The sequence below is a fragment of the Selenomonadales bacterium 4137-cl genome (assembly GCA_032334055.1).
GTDB classification, from domain to species: domain Bacteria; phylum Bacillota; class Negativicutes; order Sporomusales; family UBA7701; genus Anaeroselena; species Anaeroselena agilis.
Genome location: JAUOZS010000001.1, coordinates 388403 through 404511, shown reverse-complemented (window position 1 = coordinate 404511; position 16109 = coordinate 388403). Strand labels below are relative to the sequence as shown.

At 51.7% G+C, this 16109-nt stretch carries 22 protein-coding genes; 6 read left to right on the top strand and 16 right to left on the bottom strand.

The window, feature by feature from the left end; genetic code table 11:
- The first annotated feature begins 16 nt into the window (after positions 1-16).
- Both Q4T40_01980 and Q4T40_01975 read left to right on the top strand, forming a co-directional pair.
- Positions 17-628 (top strand): DJ-1/PfpI family protein, encoded by a 612-nt coding sequence (locus tag Q4T40_01980; GenBank protein ID MDT8900003.1) that lies wholly within the window; start codon positions 17-19, stop codon positions 626-628.
- Entirely contained in the window at positions 621-1208 is a 588-nt protein-coding gene (locus Q4T40_01975; protein ID MDT8900002.1) for a DJ-1/PfpI family protein, read from the top strand. Before Q4T40_01980 ends, Q4T40_01975 begins: the two co-directional genes overlap by 8 nt.
- Positions 1209-1290: 82 nt before the next feature.
- Here Q4T40_01975 and Q4T40_01970 read toward each other — a convergent pair whose 3' ends face one another.
- The 5 genes from Q4T40_01970 to Q4T40_01950 all read right to left on the bottom strand — a co-directional run bounded on the left by Q4T40_01970 (position 1291) and on the right by Q4T40_01950 (position 4584).
- Positions 1291-1788, bottom strand: coding sequence for a GNAT family N-acetyltransferase (locus Q4T40_01970; GenBank protein MDT8900001.1), 498 nt, complete (start codon positions 1786-1788; stop codon positions 1291-1293).
- A gap of 213 nt (positions 1789-2001) precedes the next feature.
- Positions 2002-2460: a chemotaxis protein CheX gene (locus Q4T40_01965; protein MDT8900000.1), complete on the bottom strand. Its 459-nt coding sequence runs from the start codon at positions 2458-2460 to the stop codon at positions 2002-2004.
- Positions 2451-3311 carry a response regulator gene (locus Q4T40_01960; protein MDT8899999.1) on the bottom strand — a complete coding sequence of 287 codons (861 nt, stop codon included), beginning with the start codon at positions 3309-3311 and terminating at the stop codon, positions 2451-2453. Before Q4T40_01960 ends, Q4T40_01965 begins: the two co-directional genes overlap by 10 nt.
- A 187-nt stretch (positions 3312-3498) precedes the next feature.
- Positions 3499-3810 carry a ferritin family protein gene (locus tag Q4T40_01955; protein ID MDT8899998.1) on the bottom strand — a complete coding sequence of 104 codons (312 nt, stop codon included), beginning with the start codon at positions 3808-3810 and terminating at the stop codon, positions 3499-3501.
- A gap of 198 nt (positions 3811-4008) precedes the next feature.
- Entirely contained in the window at positions 4009-4584 is a 576-nt protein-coding gene (locus Q4T40_01950; protein ID MDT8899997.1) for a ferritin-like domain-containing protein, read from the bottom strand.
- Between the two features lie 261 nt (positions 4585-4845).
- Between Q4T40_01950 and Q4T40_01945 the strand changes: the two genes are divergently transcribed.
- Entirely contained in the window at positions 4846-5418 is a 573-nt protein-coding gene (locus tag Q4T40_01945) for an acyloxyacyl hydrolase (GenBank protein MDT8899996.1), read from the top strand.
- A gap of 134 nt (positions 5419-5552) precedes the next feature.
- Here Q4T40_01945 and Q4T40_01940 read toward each other — a convergent pair whose 3' ends face one another.
- The 3 genes from Q4T40_01940 to Q4T40_01930 all read right to left on the bottom strand — a co-directional run bounded on the left by Q4T40_01940 (position 5553) and on the right by Q4T40_01930 (position 7869).
- Positions 5553-6191 (bottom strand): nitroreductase family protein, encoded by a 639-nt coding sequence (locus tag Q4T40_01940; GenBank protein ID MDT8899995.1) that lies wholly within the window; start codon positions 6189-6191, stop codon positions 5553-5555.
- Positions 6192-6475: 284 nt separating this feature from the next.
- Entirely contained in the window at positions 6476-7267 is a 792-nt protein-coding gene (locus Q4T40_01935) for an AraC family transcriptional regulator (protein ID MDT8899994.1), read from the bottom strand.
- Entirely contained in the window at positions 7264-7869 is a 606-nt protein-coding gene (locus Q4T40_01930) for a LysE family translocator (protein MDT8899993.1), read from the bottom strand. The genes Q4T40_01935 and Q4T40_01930 overlap by 4 nt, the downstream gene beginning before the upstream one ends.
- Before the next feature lie 871 nt (positions 7870-8740).
- Between Q4T40_01930 and Q4T40_01925 the strand changes: the two genes are divergently transcribed.
- A complete protein-coding gene (locus Q4T40_01925; GenBank protein MDT8899992.1) occupies positions 8741-10258 on the top strand; it encodes a S41 family peptidase in 1518 nt (505 codons plus the stop codon).
- 421 nt (positions 10259-10679) lie between these two features.
- On the opposite strand, the gene Q4T40_01920 is transcribed toward Q4T40_01925, so the two are convergent.
- From Q4T40_01920 to Q4T40_01895, 6 genes are all read right to left on the bottom strand, one after another.
- Positions 10680-10970: a YciI family protein gene (locus tag Q4T40_01920; protein ID MDT8899991.1), complete on the bottom strand. Its 291-nt coding sequence runs from the start codon at positions 10968-10970 to the stop codon at positions 10680-10682.
- A 27-nt stretch (positions 10971-10997) separates the two neighbouring features.
- Positions 10998-11288: an antibiotic biosynthesis monooxygenase gene (locus Q4T40_01915; protein MDT8899990.1), complete on the bottom strand. Its 291-nt coding sequence runs from the start codon at positions 11286-11288 to the stop codon at positions 10998-11000.
- Between the two features lie 91 nt (positions 11289-11379).
- Positions 11380-11745 (bottom strand): helix-turn-helix domain-containing protein, encoded by a 366-nt coding sequence (locus Q4T40_01910; GenBank protein ID MDT8899989.1) that lies wholly within the window; start codon positions 11743-11745, stop codon positions 11380-11382.
- A gap of 128 nt (positions 11746-11873) precedes the next feature.
- On the bottom strand, positions 11874-12068 hold the full coding sequence (locus tag Q4T40_01905; GenBank protein ID MDT8899988.1) for a 4-oxalocrotonate tautomerase family protein: 195 nt from the start codon (positions 12066-12068) through the stop codon (positions 11874-11876).
- Positions 12069-12272: 204 nt separating this feature from the next.
- Positions 12273-12482, bottom strand: a complete 210-nt coding sequence (locus tag Q4T40_01900; GenBank protein ID MDT8899987.1) for a small, acid-soluble spore protein, alpha/beta type — start codon at positions 12480-12482, stop codon at positions 12273-12275.
- A gap of 118 nt (positions 12483-12600) precedes the next feature.
- Positions 12601-13530 carry a LysR family transcriptional regulator gene (locus Q4T40_01895; GenBank protein MDT8899986.1) on the bottom strand — a complete coding sequence of 310 codons (930 nt, stop codon included), beginning with the start codon at positions 13528-13530 and terminating at the stop codon, positions 12601-12603.
- Positions 13531-13644: 114 nt separating this feature from the next.
- Between Q4T40_01895 and Q4T40_01890 the strand changes: the two genes are divergently transcribed.
- Positions 13645-14358: a hypothetical protein gene (locus Q4T40_01890; protein ID MDT8899985.1), complete on the top strand. Its 714-nt coding sequence runs from the start codon at positions 13645-13647 to the stop codon at positions 14356-14358.
- A complete protein-coding gene (locus Q4T40_01885) occupies positions 14355-14720 on the top strand; it encodes a cupin domain-containing protein (protein MDT8899984.1) in 366 nt (121 codons plus the stop codon). Before Q4T40_01890 ends, Q4T40_01885 begins: the two co-directional genes overlap by 4 nt.
- Positions 14721-14835: 115 nt before the next feature.
- On the opposite strand, the gene Q4T40_01880 is transcribed toward Q4T40_01885, so the two are convergent.
- Together Q4T40_01880 and Q4T40_01875 are read right to left on the bottom strand one after the other, a co-directional pair.
- A complete protein-coding gene (locus tag Q4T40_01880; protein ID MDT8899983.1) occupies positions 14836-15423 on the bottom strand; it encodes a DJ-1/PfpI family protein in 588 nt (195 codons plus the stop codon).
- Between the two features lie 164 nt (positions 15424-15587).
- Complete coding sequence (locus Q4T40_01875; protein ID MDT8899982.1) at positions 15588-16073, bottom strand: ferritin; 486 nt, start codon at positions 16071-16073, stop codon at positions 15588-15590.
- Between the last annotated feature and the right edge of the window lie 36 nt (positions 16074-16109).

The following is a 16109-nucleotide window of genomic DNA, read 5'->3' as shown; positions in this document are numbered from 1 at the left end:
AAAAGGCGGCGAGACGATGGATTCAAAAAAAGTGCTGCTTTTGCTGGCGAACGGCTTCGAGGCTTATGAGGCCAGCGTGTTTACCGACGTGCTGGGCTGGAACAGGCTGGAGGGGGACGGTTCGATCGAGGTTGTAACTTGCGGTATTCACAAGGAACTGAAGTGTACCTGGAATTTTACCGTGACACCTGAAATACTGCTCGCCGAAGTTAACGCGAATATGTTTGACGCGCTCGCCATTCCCGGCGGGTTCGAGTCGGCAGGCTTTTACGCCGACGCTTTCAGCGAAGATTTTCTTGCCGCCATCCGGGAATTCGACCAGGCGGGGAAAATCATCGCATCTATCTGCGTCGGCGCTTTGCCTGTGGGCAAAAGCGGCGTTCTGACCGGCCGCCAAGGTACCACTTATCATCTGAATAACGGCTACCGGCAAAATCAGTTGGCGCGTTTCGGTGTGGATTTGGTCAGAAAACCGATTGTCTGCGACCGGAACATTATTACCTCGTCCAGCCCGGCGACCGCTTTGAATGTGGCTTTTATGCTGCTTGAGAAGCTAACGTCGCCGGAAAACTGCCAAAAAGTAAAGTATTTGATGGGGTTTGGGCCCAAGAAGGACGCTGATGAATAACGTCGGCATATTTTTATTTAACGATATGGAGCTGCTTGATTTTGCCGGCCCGTATGAGGTTTTTTCGGTGACAGCCGAGCTGAACGATTACAAGCTGTTCAAGGTCTTCACGGTGTCTGAAGGCGGAGCGGCGGTGAAATCGGTGAATGGTCTGACGGTATTGCCGGATTACGGGTTCGATAGCCACCCGCCGGTCGATATTCTGGTCGTCCCCGGCGGCGTGGGCACGAGGGCGGAAATCGCCAAGCCGGCAGTCCTGGAATGGGTCGCCGCAACGAACCGGAACGCCATAATCACCATGTCGGTCTGCTCTGGCGCCAGAGTCCTTGGTGTGCTCGGCCTGCTCGACCGGCTTGAAGCGACCACCCATCACCAGGTCATCGGCCACCTGGCTGAGTTGGCTCCCCGGGCGATAATCCGCGCTGACGAAAGGTTTGTCGATAACGGAAAGATCATGACCGCTGGCGGGATATCGGCGGGGATCGATCTGTCATTTCACATCGTTACGAAACTATACGGCAAAGATATCGCCGACAAGACCGTCAGGTACATGGAATACGGCGACTGGCGGTCGCGGTGACGATCTAACAACCAACCCCCGAAAGTCCTGACAGGACTTTCGGGGGTTGGTTGTTTGGCGCCTGATTAGGTGTGGGGATGGTTTAGCCGAGTTCTTTTTCCATCCAGACCACGTCGAATAGTATGCCTTTTTTTCTGCCCACATTTATAAGCCGGCCCCGTTCCACGAAGCCGTTCTTTTTATGAAACTCTATGCTTTGGCGGTTAAGGGACGAGATGCTTGCCAGAAAATTATTGATCCCCATTTGCTTGCCCTCGGCCTCCAATATTTTTAAGGCCTCACGGCCAATACTCTTCCCGACTTCCTCCTTGGCGATGAAATAGCTGACCTCGGCTGTTTCCCTGAACACCGGCAAAGGATTGTAGGCTCTCAGGAAGCAAAAGCCGATTATCTTGCCGTCCGCGCCGGTGCTTATCACCTTGGCCGGGTAGCCCTTGGTCATTTCCAGGAACTTGCCGAAAAAACCGTACGGAAGGGGTTGTTCGGGGTAAGCGGCGTAGCTGTTTTCGATATAATAGTTGAATATATCCATTACTTCCTTTTCGTGCCTGTCGGTCATCTGCTCGAAGTGCGCAGCCATGCTATCTCCTCCCTGTCGCCGTTATGATATAACCATTATAATCACATGGGAAAAAGAGTAAATAGCCAATTGTAATTTCCCGGAGAGGAAATTGGCCGTATGCGCCGGCAGGACGATAAAGACCGGGGGCTTTTGGTCAGCTCGAGGCAGCGACAAGAGTCCTCGCTTCCCCCTGGATTGGCCCTTCTTTGCATGTCATCGCGTCAAATAAAGCTACCGAAGGCCTACATAGACCCTGACAGCAATTTCATCGACCAGCAAGTCGACTACCAGCGCTTTGGTAACAGGCAGCCTGACCCGCCCGTCCTTGCCGACGAGCAATAGAGGCGGGGAGATATCGAGACCGCTGATGCCCGCCAGGCTATATTGCGTGCAGGCGTTGGCGCAAACCATGTTGCCCATCTCGCTTAAGGCGCTTTGCGCCAGGTCGGTCAGCTCCGGGACTTCCATCCCCATCATCATCTTCGAGGCAAAGAGTTTGGCCGCGTCGGAAGCCATGTCGATCATAATTACGCCGTTCAAGGGGCCGGTTACACCGATATTGATAATGACCCCGCTGTTAACGACCGAGTTGGCAAGCGATACCGCCTTTTTGACTACGGTCTGGAAACCGATCTGCGGCAAAACGTTCGCAAACGCATCCAGCAAAGGGTTGATAGTTTTTACATCCATAAGACTGATCCTTTCTTGAAGCCGACGCTGAGACGAATGCGTCCGAAATCGGTATCGGCAATAAGGCTGCGGACAGGCAAATTGGGGCTGACTACCTCGGTGGGCGTACCGTAAAAGACGCTAGGCGGCGACACCCGCAGTTTATACTGTTTGTCCTTTTTGTTGATCAGCGAGCAGGCCACGCCGCCGACGACATTGGCGAATTCGGCGAGCATCGCCACGACCTCGTCGCTTTTTTTGGCCGGACGGCGCAGAATGACCTCAGCCATTTTTTCCGCCTGTTCCATAGGCAGGTCGAGAATCATTGTCCCCGGATACTGGCCGCTGATACCGATGACGACCGTCAAACCACGCGATGAAATTTGCGCCCCCTGGCCTTCTTCGGAAATTGTCGCCGTCGTTTTCGTCATCCTTGTTATGCTTTGGGTTAACGCCTCCTTGAACATGTCAATGCCCCAGGTTTCCAAATCCTGATACAAGGTATCCGGGGACACGACGCGTTCGACTACCCTTAGCAAAGATTCGGCCTCGACCGGTTTCTGGACATACCCCATTACCCCGATGCGCCGGGCCTCAGCCTCGGTTTCTTCGTCCTTCATCGAGCTGACGAGGATGATCTTCGCCGCCGGGTCATGCAGCCGCAGGACGTTGGTGCATTCGAACCCATCGGCGTCAGGCATGGCGATATCCATTGTCACGACATCAGGCCGGCATTGGCTGTATGTTTCGACCAAGGATTCCAGCGATTCCGCCTCTCCTACGACTTCATAGCCCCCCTCTGTTAAAATATCCGTTAGTATCGTCCGGGAAAAAGGAGAATCGTCGACAACCATTACTTTGATCGCAGCCATGTTTTATATCCCCCTCAGCAACGGTTTTTTGCTAATATTTTCTTACTTCTACAAATGATTATCAAATCCCTTATGGGACGCGGCAAAATCGAAATATTATTGGAGTTTGTCAGCCGAAATGGTTAAGGCCCCGGAAGTCTGGCGAGACCTCCGGGGCCTATATTTCCCTGGCTAAAACATGTCAGGCCTATTTACTGCCTTTCAGTTTGGCTATTTCTTCTTCAACCTCTTGGGCTCCTTCGGCATAATACGCTTCTTCGTCAGGAGCAAGCTCTTTGAGCAACCGCAGAAACTCGCCGGCATGGACCTTTTCTTCATCGGCGATATCTTTCAGCACTTCGCTCGCCAGCTTATTGTCAGTCGATTCCGCCAGCTGCATGTATAGCTGGATAGCTTCGTATTCAGCGGCGACCATAAAGCGTATTGCTCTTATCAATTCCTGTTCCGTAAGCTTACGGTCTTTGGCAAGCCCGGAAAAAGAGTTCCCGAAGTCGGGCATGATCCATCACTCCCATTATGTTAAGACTACAAGCAACATCTTTATTATAACAAATTTTGGTCGAAAAATGTAAGCGTAGGCGGAAAATAAGTTCCCCTGGGATTTCAGGCGACTTCGGGTCTTGTTGCGGAGATCCGGCGGGCTGCGCCGCGGTTTTGCGGGAACAGGGGATTGCCCAGGGCGCCTCTTGCTAGTCGATCATGCATTACCTGGTTTTTCTTCATCAATATTTCTGAATAAATCGGGGCAAAAGCGGGCGGCTGCATGAAGGAATAGTTTTAGATGATGTTCCTCATCCTTTATGATCCGCTCCAGGAGAATATTAATATATTTGTCGCTGATGAGCCCCTGATGCGTTCGATACTGCTTTATAGCCAGTTTTTCGGCGGCGATGTCAGCCGCGAGTCTGTCATATAGTCCTGTGCCGTAGAATACATGGGACGCATCCCAAAAGGTTTGGCAGTTTCCGGTTATCGTCCTGTACTTCGGTTCTACTCCCAGCAGTTTGATGGTCTCACCCAACAGTTCGAGATGGTACATTTCGATAATTGCGATACATGCTTCCAGGTGAGCAATTTCTTCGTATTCACCCACAAACATCAGATAGTGATAAGAGTACTGATTAATCGCTGTCATTTCACTTAGTGAACCGGCATAGTCTTCGAGAAGAAGTTGAGCATAATACAGATTCGGTTGTACAACCATAGGCTTGGGATAGGGTTCCGGCAGCGCGCACCAGCGCTTTGTATGCTCTTCCTGTTCTTGTCGGGCCATTCTCAAATCACCTCCGCCGCTGATTTTTAATAAACATATGAACGCTTCTCATTGTTTATTACGGCGGATAAAGTCGAATGGAAAGCCGCGCCATCTTTGCCTGCGGTTATATACGGCCATATGATGTCGTTGAACTGTTTTTCCATAAAGGAAAAATAAACCGCCGTACAGAATACTATTGTTAGTTTCTTTTATGGAAACTATTGTTATTTATATGCTAGATTTCTGTTGCTAAACGAAAACAACAATAGGAGTATCGCGATGCCCAGAACGATCTGTTTAGTCATTGTTTTAACCTTTTTCTTTATGTGTCTGCCGGGAGTGTCATATTGCCAGGCGGCCGACTCCAGGCTTGAGATGGAGTGGGATTTTTTGAAGCCGACAGGAAAATCCCGTGATCTTGATACCGTGTCGTTGCATATACTGGGTAAAATATCGGAAACGAAAAACAGGTCGGTGTATCGAGGCATTACGATCACCCGGGTGCGCGGGAGTATACTGCCTCATGAACAAATTCAGTCCCTAGACAGTTCGGCCGTCGGCGCCGGCCCTGTTTTCATGGTCCGCAACGAAACGCACCGTTCCGGCAAACTGACTGTGGCAGTGGATATGAGCGGCGGATTCATTGTATATAACAAGCGGTTCCCGGTCGGCGGCGAACATTATAATTTCATGTGGCGGATCGGACCGCGGCTTATCTATAAATTCAGCTCGGAATCCTCGCTGAATATCGGGTATATGCTGATGCATGTTTCCAACGGTTTGCATTCGCAAATCCATAATCCTTCTTATAATGCCCATGGGATTTCGTTTGGGTTCGTAGCTAATTTTTAACCAGTCATTCTATTGTCTCTTTCAAAACTGCAGCCGGCGATATGAAATATGCCCGGAACATTGCTGTTCCGGGCATTGACTTTAAGCCTTAACCGGTGGCCGTGGTGACGCCGGACCAATCCCTCGCTTCGCGGCTACTCAATTATTGTCAGTACTTCCTCCAGCGGCTTCCTGGCCGGATACGACCATTTGCCGGAAGCCGGCACCCCGAGAGGAGTCATGGCGGCAAGATAATAGCCGTCTTTGGCAAACCCAATGTATCGGGAAATTTCTTCGGCGGCGTAAGTGGGCCCGGTCATCCAGCAGGTACCGTAGCCGAGGCTGGCGGCGGCGAGCTGCAGATTTTCCATCGCGGCGGCAATGTTCTGGATGCCGGGATTGGGCTTTTTATATTCCAGCGCCTCTTCCCGCGGCATGATGCCTGCCTCCAAAAGCTGGTCGGCAATAGTTTCGTACGGTCCTGCGTAAACAAGAACCAGCGCGGGCGCCCCTTTGAATACGGTTTGGTAAGGCAACATGCCCCGGAACGCTTTGCGTTTGGCCTCGTCGGCAAGATACGCGGCCAGTCTGGCGTTGACCTCCTCCACGATTTTGACGATTGCCGCAATCTTTGTTTTGTCGGTAATAACGACAAAATGCCAGTTCTGCATATTCTTGCCTGACGGCGCATAAGTAGCCGCCTTGATCATCTCCCGGATGTGATCCCGGTCGACCGGCCGATCCTCGAAGCTTCTCACACTATGGCGCTTATAAATGAATTCCAGTTGCTCCATGACTTTGCCTCCAATCTTTACAGGAATAACCCTATTATACCAAATCAGCCCAGCCAATATAAGCACAAAGAGCCTGCCCTGTTTTCCGGGACAGGTTCTCTTTCTCAACAGCAAGCCACATCCGGCGCACCGGCTCGCCGAATGTCCCGTGCGCGCTCTCCATCACCGTCTCCGAAAGGCTGGGGTGCGGGTAGATGGTCACGGCGAGGTCTTGCGAAGGGGTGACGAACCCAAGTCGGCGACCTTTACTTTTAAGGTGATGCGCCGTTATGTCACAGGTGTGGTTAGTCCAGGCCCCGTTCAATTAAGTATTCGTATGCAGTTGCTCCGAAGACACTTTTAAAATGCCGGTTTAGATGGGTTAAATCAACGAAGCCGCAATCGGCCACTGCTTTATAGACATCCCGATTTTCTTCTATTAGCCGCTTCGCATGCGAAACCTTGCAGTTTAAAAAGTATTGATAAGGAGAAAGACCTGTATTAGCTTTAAAAAATCTTATAAATTTAAATTTTGATATCTTTAGTTCCCGGCAAATGTCATCCAGTCTCAAAACGTCATCCAGGTTGTAATACATCATTTCCTTCGCTTTTTTGATCGCGGCGTCTTCTTTCTTATGGGCCGTATTTAAATTCGCCCCGCCAAAGTTATGCGAAAATGCCACAAGCAGTTCATCGCAGTAGGCTTCATCGGCGGCGTTAATTACGGCATTGGCTAAGTTGATGATACTCCGCTCAAGAGTGGAGTTATATACAACAGGGGCGGAAAAGCGGACGATGTCTTTTTGTTCGAGCAACTCCAGAAATACTTGAGGTTCGATGTACAGCATCAGGTATTTAAGGCCTGTCTTGTCTTGCGCCATGCCGTCATGCACTTGTTCGGGGTTGAACAGCATAACCCCGTGTGGATAAGATAATTCCAAGCTGCCATCAATGTAAAATTGCTGAACCCCAGCTACCGTTACGCCAAAAGCATATTCTTCATGACAATGCTTTTTATAGGCAAAGTCGGTGAAGCTCGCGGATAATACGGTGATATCCGCCCATTTATTATAGATGAACCGTTCCGTAACAATCACCCCTTAATAAGGTCAACTATTCCGGACATCATGATTGCGGAATAAACTAAGAATAGCCCCATAATTAAATTAACCGTCTTGCGATATTTTTGCAAACGCTCTTTAAAGGCGGCGCCGAACAGCGCCCATGTCAGCATTGCCATAAAGGCGATACTTGTTACCGCGGCCACAGCTATTGCCAAGCCGGTCACCGAGGTATCGTAAGGCATGATAAAGCTCGGGATAACCGTCATCGTAAATATGATAACCTTGGGATTGACAAGCTGCATGAGAAAGCCGCCGACGAAGGTAAACGCCTGCCCGGGGCTGGTATTTGCTCCGTCCGCGCCGTAAATCAGCCTGGCAAGATACAGCATGTAAATGCCGCCGGTCGCCTGCATCACAAGCAGAATCTTTGGCATGCCCGCCATAAGCAAGCCGCTCAGAATGACAGAAAAGGAAAGCAGCACAACAAAAGCCGCTGTCGCGCCGTATACAAATTGCAGCGTTTTTTTTATGCCGAAATTGTAGCTACCCGACAATATTACAATATTGGTAGGTCCGGGGGTGAAAGTGACTATAACGCAATATCCCAATAGAGATGCAATATTCAATGCCGTCAATGCCGCGTGCTCCTCGCATTGTTTATGGGAATTATACCATCCGGTATGGTTTTACCCATAGTACGATATTGCAAGTCACCGTTTCCATATTTCTGTAAGCGCGAGGTATATTCCCACAACAAAAATGCTCCCGACAAATTCGGGAGCATTTCCATCGGTTTTCCCCCGGGGACATTGCTGTTCCGGGCACTACTCTTATTGCCCGTTCTGATGGGCCATGCCGTTCGCCCTGGCCTCGCCGTTGGCATTGCTACGGTTGGCACTCCCCAGCTCGGCTAAATTCATCTTGCTTCCAGACAGGTCGGCGCCGGTCAGGTTGGCTCAATACAGATACGCGTTTGTCAGGGTTGCGCAAGACAGGTTTGCACCTTTTTGGATTGCACCACGCAGGTTTGCCCCATGCAGGTTGATATTGCTAAGGTTTAATCCGGATAATGGATCATTACTCAGGTCAAACCCGGCGCAATTTTTCTCACCCTGTTGCACTAACTGCAATGCCCCGCCTTGGAAGGCTAATGCCGAAAGACCCCAGGACAACCAAGGGCGCCAAAAAGGCGATTAGTATTTTTTGCATCAGACTTATAAGCCTCCTTTAATATTTCTTGCTTCGACTTGGTTCTGTTAATATTTCATCGGAACATTCCCATTTTTCTCCGTTGTTCTGTAAGGAAGTGCCGCTCCAAGTCGAGCGGCCAAGGGGGACAATACTTTTCTTTAGGCTCAAGGTTAGATAGAGGAACAATGTGGAAATAATGCGAAGTGCTATATCATAACGATTTTGATAGGGAAATATGTCGAGGACAAATTTTCCGGGTGCTTGGCACAAGACTCCGCCGCGCTTTTAGGCGCGGCCAGAACAAGGAGGAATAGCATGAGTATAGGAACTGGCAGTGGATTCGTTTATTTAGGGAGATTATCACTGGTAGTTCTGATGCTGTTTTTTGCCCTTCCCTTCAGCGGAATGGCCATAGGGAGCGTTTTTGCACAGCCCGCATACCAGGCGCCGATGCCGGAAGATTTCAGCAAACTGGCATGGAGCGAAGCTTTCGACAAGCTCCACGGGAAGCTTTCCCGTGAATACGCATTTACTGACTGGAAGGGAGTCGACTGGCCGGCGCTTTATAGCAAGTTCAAGCCGAGGATTAAGCGAGCCCAGGCTTCGAAAGACTTCGCAGCCTATTATCTGGCGTTACGAGAGTACGTACACTCCATACCCGATGGGCATGTCCGCATGACCTCTATTGGATCAATCGACAATAAATTTATCGGCGGCGGATTCGGATTTTCCGCAACGAAACTGTCAGATGGCAAAGTAATCGCAAGCTGGGTCGACGAAACCAGCGCCGCCTATGCGCAGGGATTACGGGCTGGTGCGGAATTGATCGAATGGAATGGCCTGCCGGTCGAAACTGCTTTGCATCATGTATCAACGATTTTTGGTACCAACTCAGCCACGGCAGAGGAACTCGCCAACCAGCAGGTGCGGTATCTTACGCGCGCGCCGATTCATGCCCAAGCCTCCCTTGTTTTTGACAATAACGGCGAGAGAGCCAACATAACGGTGGTCGCCTATGACGACAAAGGTAAGTCGTTAACCCAGATTTACCCTGCAACTATTGTTTCCGACGGTTTAAGGCAATTGATCGTAGGTGCCGATAATCCCCAGAAACCGCCCGAATCAATGATCGAAAAGAAAATCCTCGGCGGCAATATCGGCTATATAAAACTCTGGGGCGAATTTGATGCCGATCTTCAAAACACCGGCAAGGTTCCCTCTACGCTTGGCTTGTTTCGGGCAGCCCTGGATGAATTCAACGCTGCCAATGTCAAAGGTCTGATTATCGACATTCGCAATAATGTAGGCGGCTTAGACTCGATGGTGGCTGACATGCTGGCGTCGTTCTACCCCGAGAAAACCCTCTATGAATACCAGAACAGCTTTAATTCGGCCACCGGTGCTAGGGAAATCCTGGCGGGTGATGAGCGCCAAACAAAAGAGCCGGATCTCGGGTTATATATCGAACCCGGCACCCCCTTCTTTCGCGGCCTGGTCGTAGCGCTGATCAATTCAAAGTGCGTAAGTTCGGGTGAGGGGTTGGCAATGGGAATCAAAAATGCGCCAAGGGGAGAAACGGTTGGCTTTTACGGAACCCATGGATCGTTTGGCCTGGCCGGAGGAGAAGCGAAACTGCCGGGCAATTTAGAGGTGCATTGGCCCTATGGACAATCGCTAGACAAAAACAGGCAGGTCCAGATTGACAGCCGCGGCGGGGTAGGGGGAATTTCACCGTCTATCCGTACGCCTATGACCAGGGAGAACGCGCTGAAAGTAGCCCGGGGTGAAGATGCCGAACTAGAGCACGCTATTGAAGTAATCAACACGTATTGAACCATCGAAACGCCGGAAAGGAAAGAACCCGAAAGCCGCGTGAATTGACTTTCGGGTTCTTTGTTTTGCCACCCTAAGGTAATATTAGCGTTGTCAGCCTTTGAAACTTCGAATACTGGTCGAATACGATCGGATTTAAATCTGCCGAGCCGCCTGCGGATACGGCATTATTTATACGCCAGCGACCGCCGAGGTCGTTTTTCTCGCTGCTGCATTGGCACCATCCGCTAATCCCTTGCTGGCTGGTCAGGTACAGCCACTGATTTTGTGCCTACGGGTACTTGAGTGGCCGGGGGAATATTTAACACCGCGTGACTCGACGGCTATGATCTCGCCATTGTAATAGACGGCTAAGGCTTCCCCCGCCGCATTGCCTAAACAAGAGTACCCTGCCTTTTGAAAGATCATGACCGATATTAGTTTATTTATTTACTAACGAAGAAACCTCCGGAATATACTTGCTTGGTATGAATTCAATCACTTCATATTCCACTGCCCCGCTTCGATAGAAAGGATCTTGCCGAATTATATCCCATACCATTTGTTCGTTATCGGCATTCGCCAGAATAATACCGCCTGTTCTAGGATTTCTGCGACCGGAAACAATAAAATTCCTTGACCGATAAAACCGTTCTAAAAAATCCGCATGCTCTGAAAGCAGCTTATCGATTTCCGCCAACGGTTTAACATATTTCAACAAGATGACATACATGCCTTCTTCACCTTTTCTTCTCGCCCATTAATCGGCAATAGAGTCAACAATTTCATAGAGTTCTACCTGCGGTTCCCCGCTAACCAGCTCTTCAAACTTCCCAAACGCTTCTTTCAAATACGCCGTGTTCATGTGGCACTCCAAAACCTGTCTATCTTTGTATTTCTCGTAAAAGAAAAATTTCCCGGGAGTTGACTTTGCCGAATGCAATATGTATTCCTCCACCCCAGCCTCTTGCTTCACCTTGGGAAACAATGACCGCAAATGATTCTCCAGTTCCCGTTCTTTCCCTGTTTCGCCTGAATAAACGCCGCTAATACTACCATTTTCTTGTAAACAGTTCTCAGCGCTGTGTTGACAATCAAAGCCATAACAGGCTTAGGCAACCCTTCAGTCCATTGGTTGAGCCCTATTCTTCCCTTTTATTAAATGCAGGGTGCTCTTTATAGTTAAAGACCTCTTCGGACCATACAAGTGCCCATTCCTTAAATGGAAGCAGCAATTCCATAAGGTCTCTTCCCCGTTGGGTCAATTGATAGCCATCCAGCGTACGCTCAATAATATCCGCTTCTCTTAGATCTTTGATCCGATGGTTTAATATCGAAGGCGATATAGTCTCACACCTCTCCTGGAGTTCTCTAAAAGTTGCGGTACCTTTCTGCAAACTCCAGATAATCCCCATCGCCCAGCTTCTACCTAAAAGATCAAAAAGAGCCATGATAGGGTTGCCCGACTTAGACCCTCTGACAGGTTTTCCGGGAAAAGGAATTGACACGTTAACTCCTCCTAACGCCAGGACTATTACCCAACGCGCGCGAGCCATCCTTTGGGTATCGATAATGCTCCCCGAAGATGCAAAGGGGTTCAAAGGGGAGCATATCCCAAAGCGATAACGTATGTATTTTACCGGTTCGCCAATCTTTCAGATAACGGCTGTCCGCCGATGCCAATACTATCAAGCTCATACTCCTCAATAAAGACAGTATACGAGCTTGCCGGAGCATTGGTTACCTCAGTTGCTGCAGCAGTCAACTTCTCAATCAATTCCTTTTTCTTTTCTGCGGGAATTTTTCTCATTTTGACCGTTATCACTGGCATAATCCCACCTGCTTTCAATAACACTTTTGTCGCTACAAAAATTATAGCATGCTTCTATTTTAGTAGCAATATTTTTTTGAAAACCTTCCTCCCTTTTCTTGAACTGTGGTATCTTGCCAGAATCGCTGACCAGCAGGAACTATATTACTGATAAATAATAATAATTATGAACCCGGAAGCCCAAACAAGCTTCCGGGTTCATAATTATTCCCCGTTCTGATGGGCCATGCCGTTCGCCCTGGCCTCGCCGGCCTCCTCGACCATCGCCTGCTCGCCGCGCTTGATAGCTTCGCGGACCATGGAGCCGACTTCGCCGGTGGTGACGTCGCTCCAGTCTCCGTCTTCGACCTTGTCGCCGAAGCCGAGGTCGTGGGCCAGTTTGTTTTTCGTTTCTTCCGACATAACCTTGCCCATATATCAGCCACCTCCAGCAATTTTTATGGAGAGCGTATGTATATTATGAGCTGCGGTGTCATAAGCTATTCGTTTATACCACAGGATATTTATGCATTCAGCCAAGAATGGGGTCTCATCAGGCGGGCGCTTCCCTTTGCGCCTTCGCTGCGGGCATCTGCTCGAGGGCCACGCCGATAAAGGCTTTGAGGGCCGGGGAAAGCCATTTGTTTTTATGGTAGGTGAGTTGGGCGTTGATAGAAAAAGGCGGCCCCGCCCAGTTGAGCGCCGCCAGGTGGCCGGCAGCAAGTTCATGCTCCACGACGACGCGCGGTAGGAAGCCTATTCCCCAACCGTCGCCGACGAATCTTTTTATGACCTCGTTGCTGCTGATGCCCATGACAGAGGATGGCCTCGCGCCGGCCTGGGTGAGGATGCTTTCGAAAATCCGCCGGTAGGTGCAGCCTTCGGGCGTGAGCACGAGCGCCTCGCCGCTCAGGTCCCCGGGCGAAATCCGTGGCTTGCCGGTCAGGGGATGGGACGGCGCGGCGATCACGGTCATGGGTTCCTCGAACAGCACGTGAGTGATGAGGTCGGGTTCGCAGCAGGGGACGTCGAAGAAGATGGCGAGGTCGATCAGGTTTTTGCGGACAAGGGCGCGATAGTCGCTGCCGATGTCGAAGCAGATGCTTATTTCCACCTGGGGACAAAGGGCGCGGAAGGTGTTGAAGACGCCGGGCAGGCGGTGAAGGCAGAGGGACTCGGCCGTGCCGATGGTCAGCACCCCCCGCGGGGTGGACGCGCTCGCTACATAGTCCTTGGCCTCGCTGGACAGCGCAAGGATCTGGGTGGCGTAAGCGTAGAGGCGCTCGCCTTCCTTGGTCAGTTTTATCTGTTTGGCGAACCGCTCGTACACCATTACGCCCAGTTCTTCCTCCAGCGCCTGGATCTGGCCGGTGACGGTGGACTGGGCGTAGCCGAGCTCGTCGGCGGCTTTGGTGAAGCTCAGCAGCCTGGCGGTGGTGACGAAGGTTTTCAACTGCCGGATTTCCACGGTTTTCACATCCATCAAAAATTCCGAACAACTTTATCAATATTATCAATTTTACCTATCGATACCCCTATGATAATATGTTTTTCAACAGGGGTCCAGGAAATTTTTTATGATGGCGGGAGGAAAGAAATGATTCAGACCATCAGCGCCGATGAGGTGAAACGGCGGGCGGCGGCCCTGGGGGCGGACCTGTGCGGGATAGCCCCGGTGGACCGGTTCGTGGACGCGCCGGCCGGGTTCCACCCCACCGCTGTCCTCGGGGGCTGCAGGAGCGTTATCGTGATCGCGCAGCAGTTCCCCGCCAGCGTTTTCGCGTCTCCGTCGGCGGCGGCATATACTTTTGCCATGTTCAAGGCGGCCGATCAGGTCGATACCGCAGCTTTCCGGATCGCGTCCGAGCTTGACCGGCTGGGTAGCCGGGCCATCGCCGTTCCGTCGCGTGAGCCGTACGAGTACTGGGACGAAGGCCGGCGGCACGGGCAGGGGATATTGTCGCTGAAGCACGCGGCCGTGCGGGCAGGACTGGGCAGGATGGGCAAAAACACGCTGCTGGTTAACGACAAGTTCGGCAATCTGCTCTGCCTAGGCGCCGTGCTCGTCGACCGGGAGTTGGCCGCCGACCGGCCGGCCGAATACCTAACTTGCGAGCCGGACTGCCGCATCTGCCTGGACGCCTGCCCGGCCAAGGCGCTGGACGGCGCGTCGATCGAGCAGCGCAAGTGCCGCAGCGTATGCGGCAGGTATAGCGAGGGCGGCGGTTTCATCTATGCTTGCAATCTGTGCCGCAGGAGTTGCCCGCACCATCGGGGACTAAAAACATTATTAGAGAGGGAGAAGGCATGAGTATCGCTGTGGTCAATTTTTCGGAGAAGTTTTCGAGGATCGGCGAGCTACACGCTTATAAGCTGGTGGCGCAGATGAACGACTATCATTTCAAGCTTGTCAGGATGAAGCGGGAATTCATCTGGCACAGCCACCCGGAGACCGACGAGGTTTTCATGGTGATCGACGGCCGGATGTGGATCGAGCTGCGGGACGGGACGCTCTCGCTGGGCACAGGGGAGATGGTGGTGATTCCCAGGGGGGTCGAGCATCGGCCATACTGCCGCGAGGAGTGCAGGATTCTGCTGATCGAGCCCGCGGGAACGCTTAATACCGGCAACGCCGGCGGCGATTTGACCGACACGGGGCTCGAGTGGATCTGACGGCGCCGCGGCTGGGGCATAAGAAGGGGGAACCCGGAAGACCTGCAGGTCTTCCGGGTTCCCCCTTCGTCGGTTACGGCAAATTCCGTGTCGCCAGCCCGCCCGGGGCGGCTGATCATAGCGTACGCCAGTCGCCGTATTCCATGTACTTGATTGTTTTAGCGGCGGTTTCTTTGCCGTATAGTTTCGTGACAATGTGGAGGGACAGGTCAATCCCGGCCGATATTCCTCCGGAGGTCATCACCTTGCCGTTGTCGGTGAATCTTTTATCCGCGACGACGATCGCCGCGGGCGCAATCTCTTGCAGATTGCCGATCACGCTGTGGTGGGTAACCGCCTCCTTCCCGTCGAGCAGGCCGACGGCGCCGAGAAACCTGGTGCCCGAGCATACCGACATGACGATCTGTGCGCCTGCCGAAACCCGCTTCACCCAGTCCAAGACAGCCTCGTTCTTATACGCGGTCCTGGTGCCCACACCGCCGGGAACAACCAAAATATCGACTGGCGGGTGGTTGCCGAACCCGTAATCCGGCAAGGCTGTCAAACCGTTGACCGATTTCACCGCCGCGCCGTCTTCCGAGACCGTGAATACCCTGAACAGCTTGTGGTCGTTCAGCTCGGAAGTGACGGAGAATACTTCGTAAGGACCGGCGTAGTCGAGCAGTTCGACGTCTTTGAACAGAAAAATTCCGACGTTGTACACGGCGTCTCCCTCCAGATTGGCCCTCAGGCCATTTTCATCAACAAAAACGCATATATCTTCCACAAATTTGTCCGGATTCCTCTAGGGATTAAACGGCGAAAAAAAACCGGGGTCGCCCCGGACATTCCGGCCCGGACGTAAACCCCGGTCTTCAGCCGGCAAAACTAGCGTTTGCCCAGCTCCTTGTCGATCCAAACCAGCGCGTTGCCTTTGTCGCCGGCCATCTTCATCTTCTCGATGATTTCCCCGGCCGAGCCTTCCTCTTCCACCTGTTCGGTGATGAACCACTGCAGGAAGATTTGGCTGGCGTAGTCCTTTTCCGCAAGCGCCAGCTCATAGAGGCTGTTGATGCGGGCCGTAATTTGCTGTTCATGGGCCAGAACCTTTTCAAAGACGGCCAGCGGAGACCCGAAATCGGCCGCAGGGGCTTCGATCGACTTGAGTACGACTTGCCCGCCGCGCTCAATGACAAAATCGAACATTTTCATGGCATGGCCGACTTCCTCGTTATACTGAGCCCGGAGCCAATGGCCGAAGCCTTTGAGGTTTTTGCCCTCGCAATAAGCCGCCATCGCCAGATAGAGGTACGCGGAAGCCATCTCGGCCTGGATTTGGTCGTTGAAAGCGTCTTGCATTTTTTTGCTTTGCATATGTAATTACCCCCTTTAGTGTTGTCGAGGATAATT

What these genes read in the sequence shown, in the direction of transcription:
- Q4T40_01890 (MDT8899985.1), top strand. Translation starts at nt 13,645, where the DNA reads ATGATTCAGACCATCAGCGCCGATGAGGTGAAACGGCGGGCGGCGGCC.
- Q4T40_01920 (MDT8899991.1), bottom strand. Translation starts at nt 10,970, where the DNA reads ATGTATGTCATCTTGTTGAAATATGTTAAACCGTTGGCGGAAATCGAT.
- Q4T40_01875 (MDT8899982.1), bottom strand. Translation starts at nt 16,073, where the DNA reads ATGCAAAGCAAAAAAATGCAAGACGCTTTCAACGACCAAATCCAGGCC.
- Q4T40_01945 (MDT8899996.1), top strand. Translation starts at nt 4,846, where the DNA reads ATGCCCAGAACGATCTGTTTAGTCATTGTTTTAACCTTTTTCTTTATG.
- Q4T40_01950 (MDT8899997.1), bottom strand. Translation starts at nt 4,584, where the DNA reads ATGGCCCGACAAGAACAGGAAGAGCATACAAAGCGCTGGTGCGCGCTG.
- Q4T40_01940 (MDT8899995.1), bottom strand. Translation starts at nt 6,191, where the DNA reads ATGGAGCAACTGGAATTCATTTATAAGCGCCATAGTGTGAGAAGCTTC.
- Q4T40_01905 (MDT8899988.1), bottom strand. Translation starts at nt 12,068, where the DNA reads ATGCCAGTGATAACGGTCAAAATGAGAAAAATTCCCGCAGAAAAGAAA.
- Q4T40_01900 (MDT8899987.1), bottom strand. Translation starts at nt 12,482, where the DNA reads ATGGGCAAGGTTATGTCGGAAGAAACGAAAAACAAACTGGCCCACGAC.
- Q4T40_01970 (MDT8900001.1), bottom strand. Translation starts at nt 1,788, where the DNA reads ATGGCTGCGCACTTCGAGCAGATGACCGACAGGCACGAAAAGGAAGTA.
- Q4T40_01975 (MDT8900002.1), top strand. Translation starts at nt 621, where the DNA reads ATGAATAACGTCGGCATATTTTTATTTAACGATATGGAGCTGCTTGAT.
- Q4T40_01955 (MDT8899998.1), bottom strand. Translation starts at nt 3,810, where the DNA reads ATGCCCGACTTCGGGAACTCTTTTTCCGGGCTTGCCAAAGACCGTAAG.
- Q4T40_01885 (MDT8899984.1), top strand. Translation starts at nt 14,355, where the DNA reads ATGAGTATCGCTGTGGTCAATTTTTCGGAGAAGTTTTCGAGGATCGGC.
- Q4T40_01960 (MDT8899999.1), bottom strand. Translation starts at nt 3,311, where the DNA reads ATGGCTGCGATCAAAGTAATGGTTGTCGACGATTCTCCTTTTTCCCGG.
- Q4T40_01965 (MDT8900000.1), bottom strand. Translation starts at nt 2,460, where the DNA reads ATGGATGTAAAAACTATCAACCCTTTGCTGGATGCGTTTGCGAACGTT.
- Q4T40_01980 (MDT8900003.1), top strand. Translation starts at nt 17, where the DNA reads ATGGATTCAAAAAAAGTGCTGCTTTTGCTGGCGAACGGCTTCGAGGCT.
- Q4T40_01925 (MDT8899992.1), top strand. Translation starts at nt 8,741, where the DNA reads ATGAGTATAGGAACTGGCAGTGGATTCGTTTATTTAGGGAGATTATCA.
- Q4T40_01895 (MDT8899986.1), bottom strand. Translation starts at nt 13,530, where the DNA reads ATGGATGTGAAAACCGTGGAAATCCGGCAGTTGAAAACCTTCGTCACC.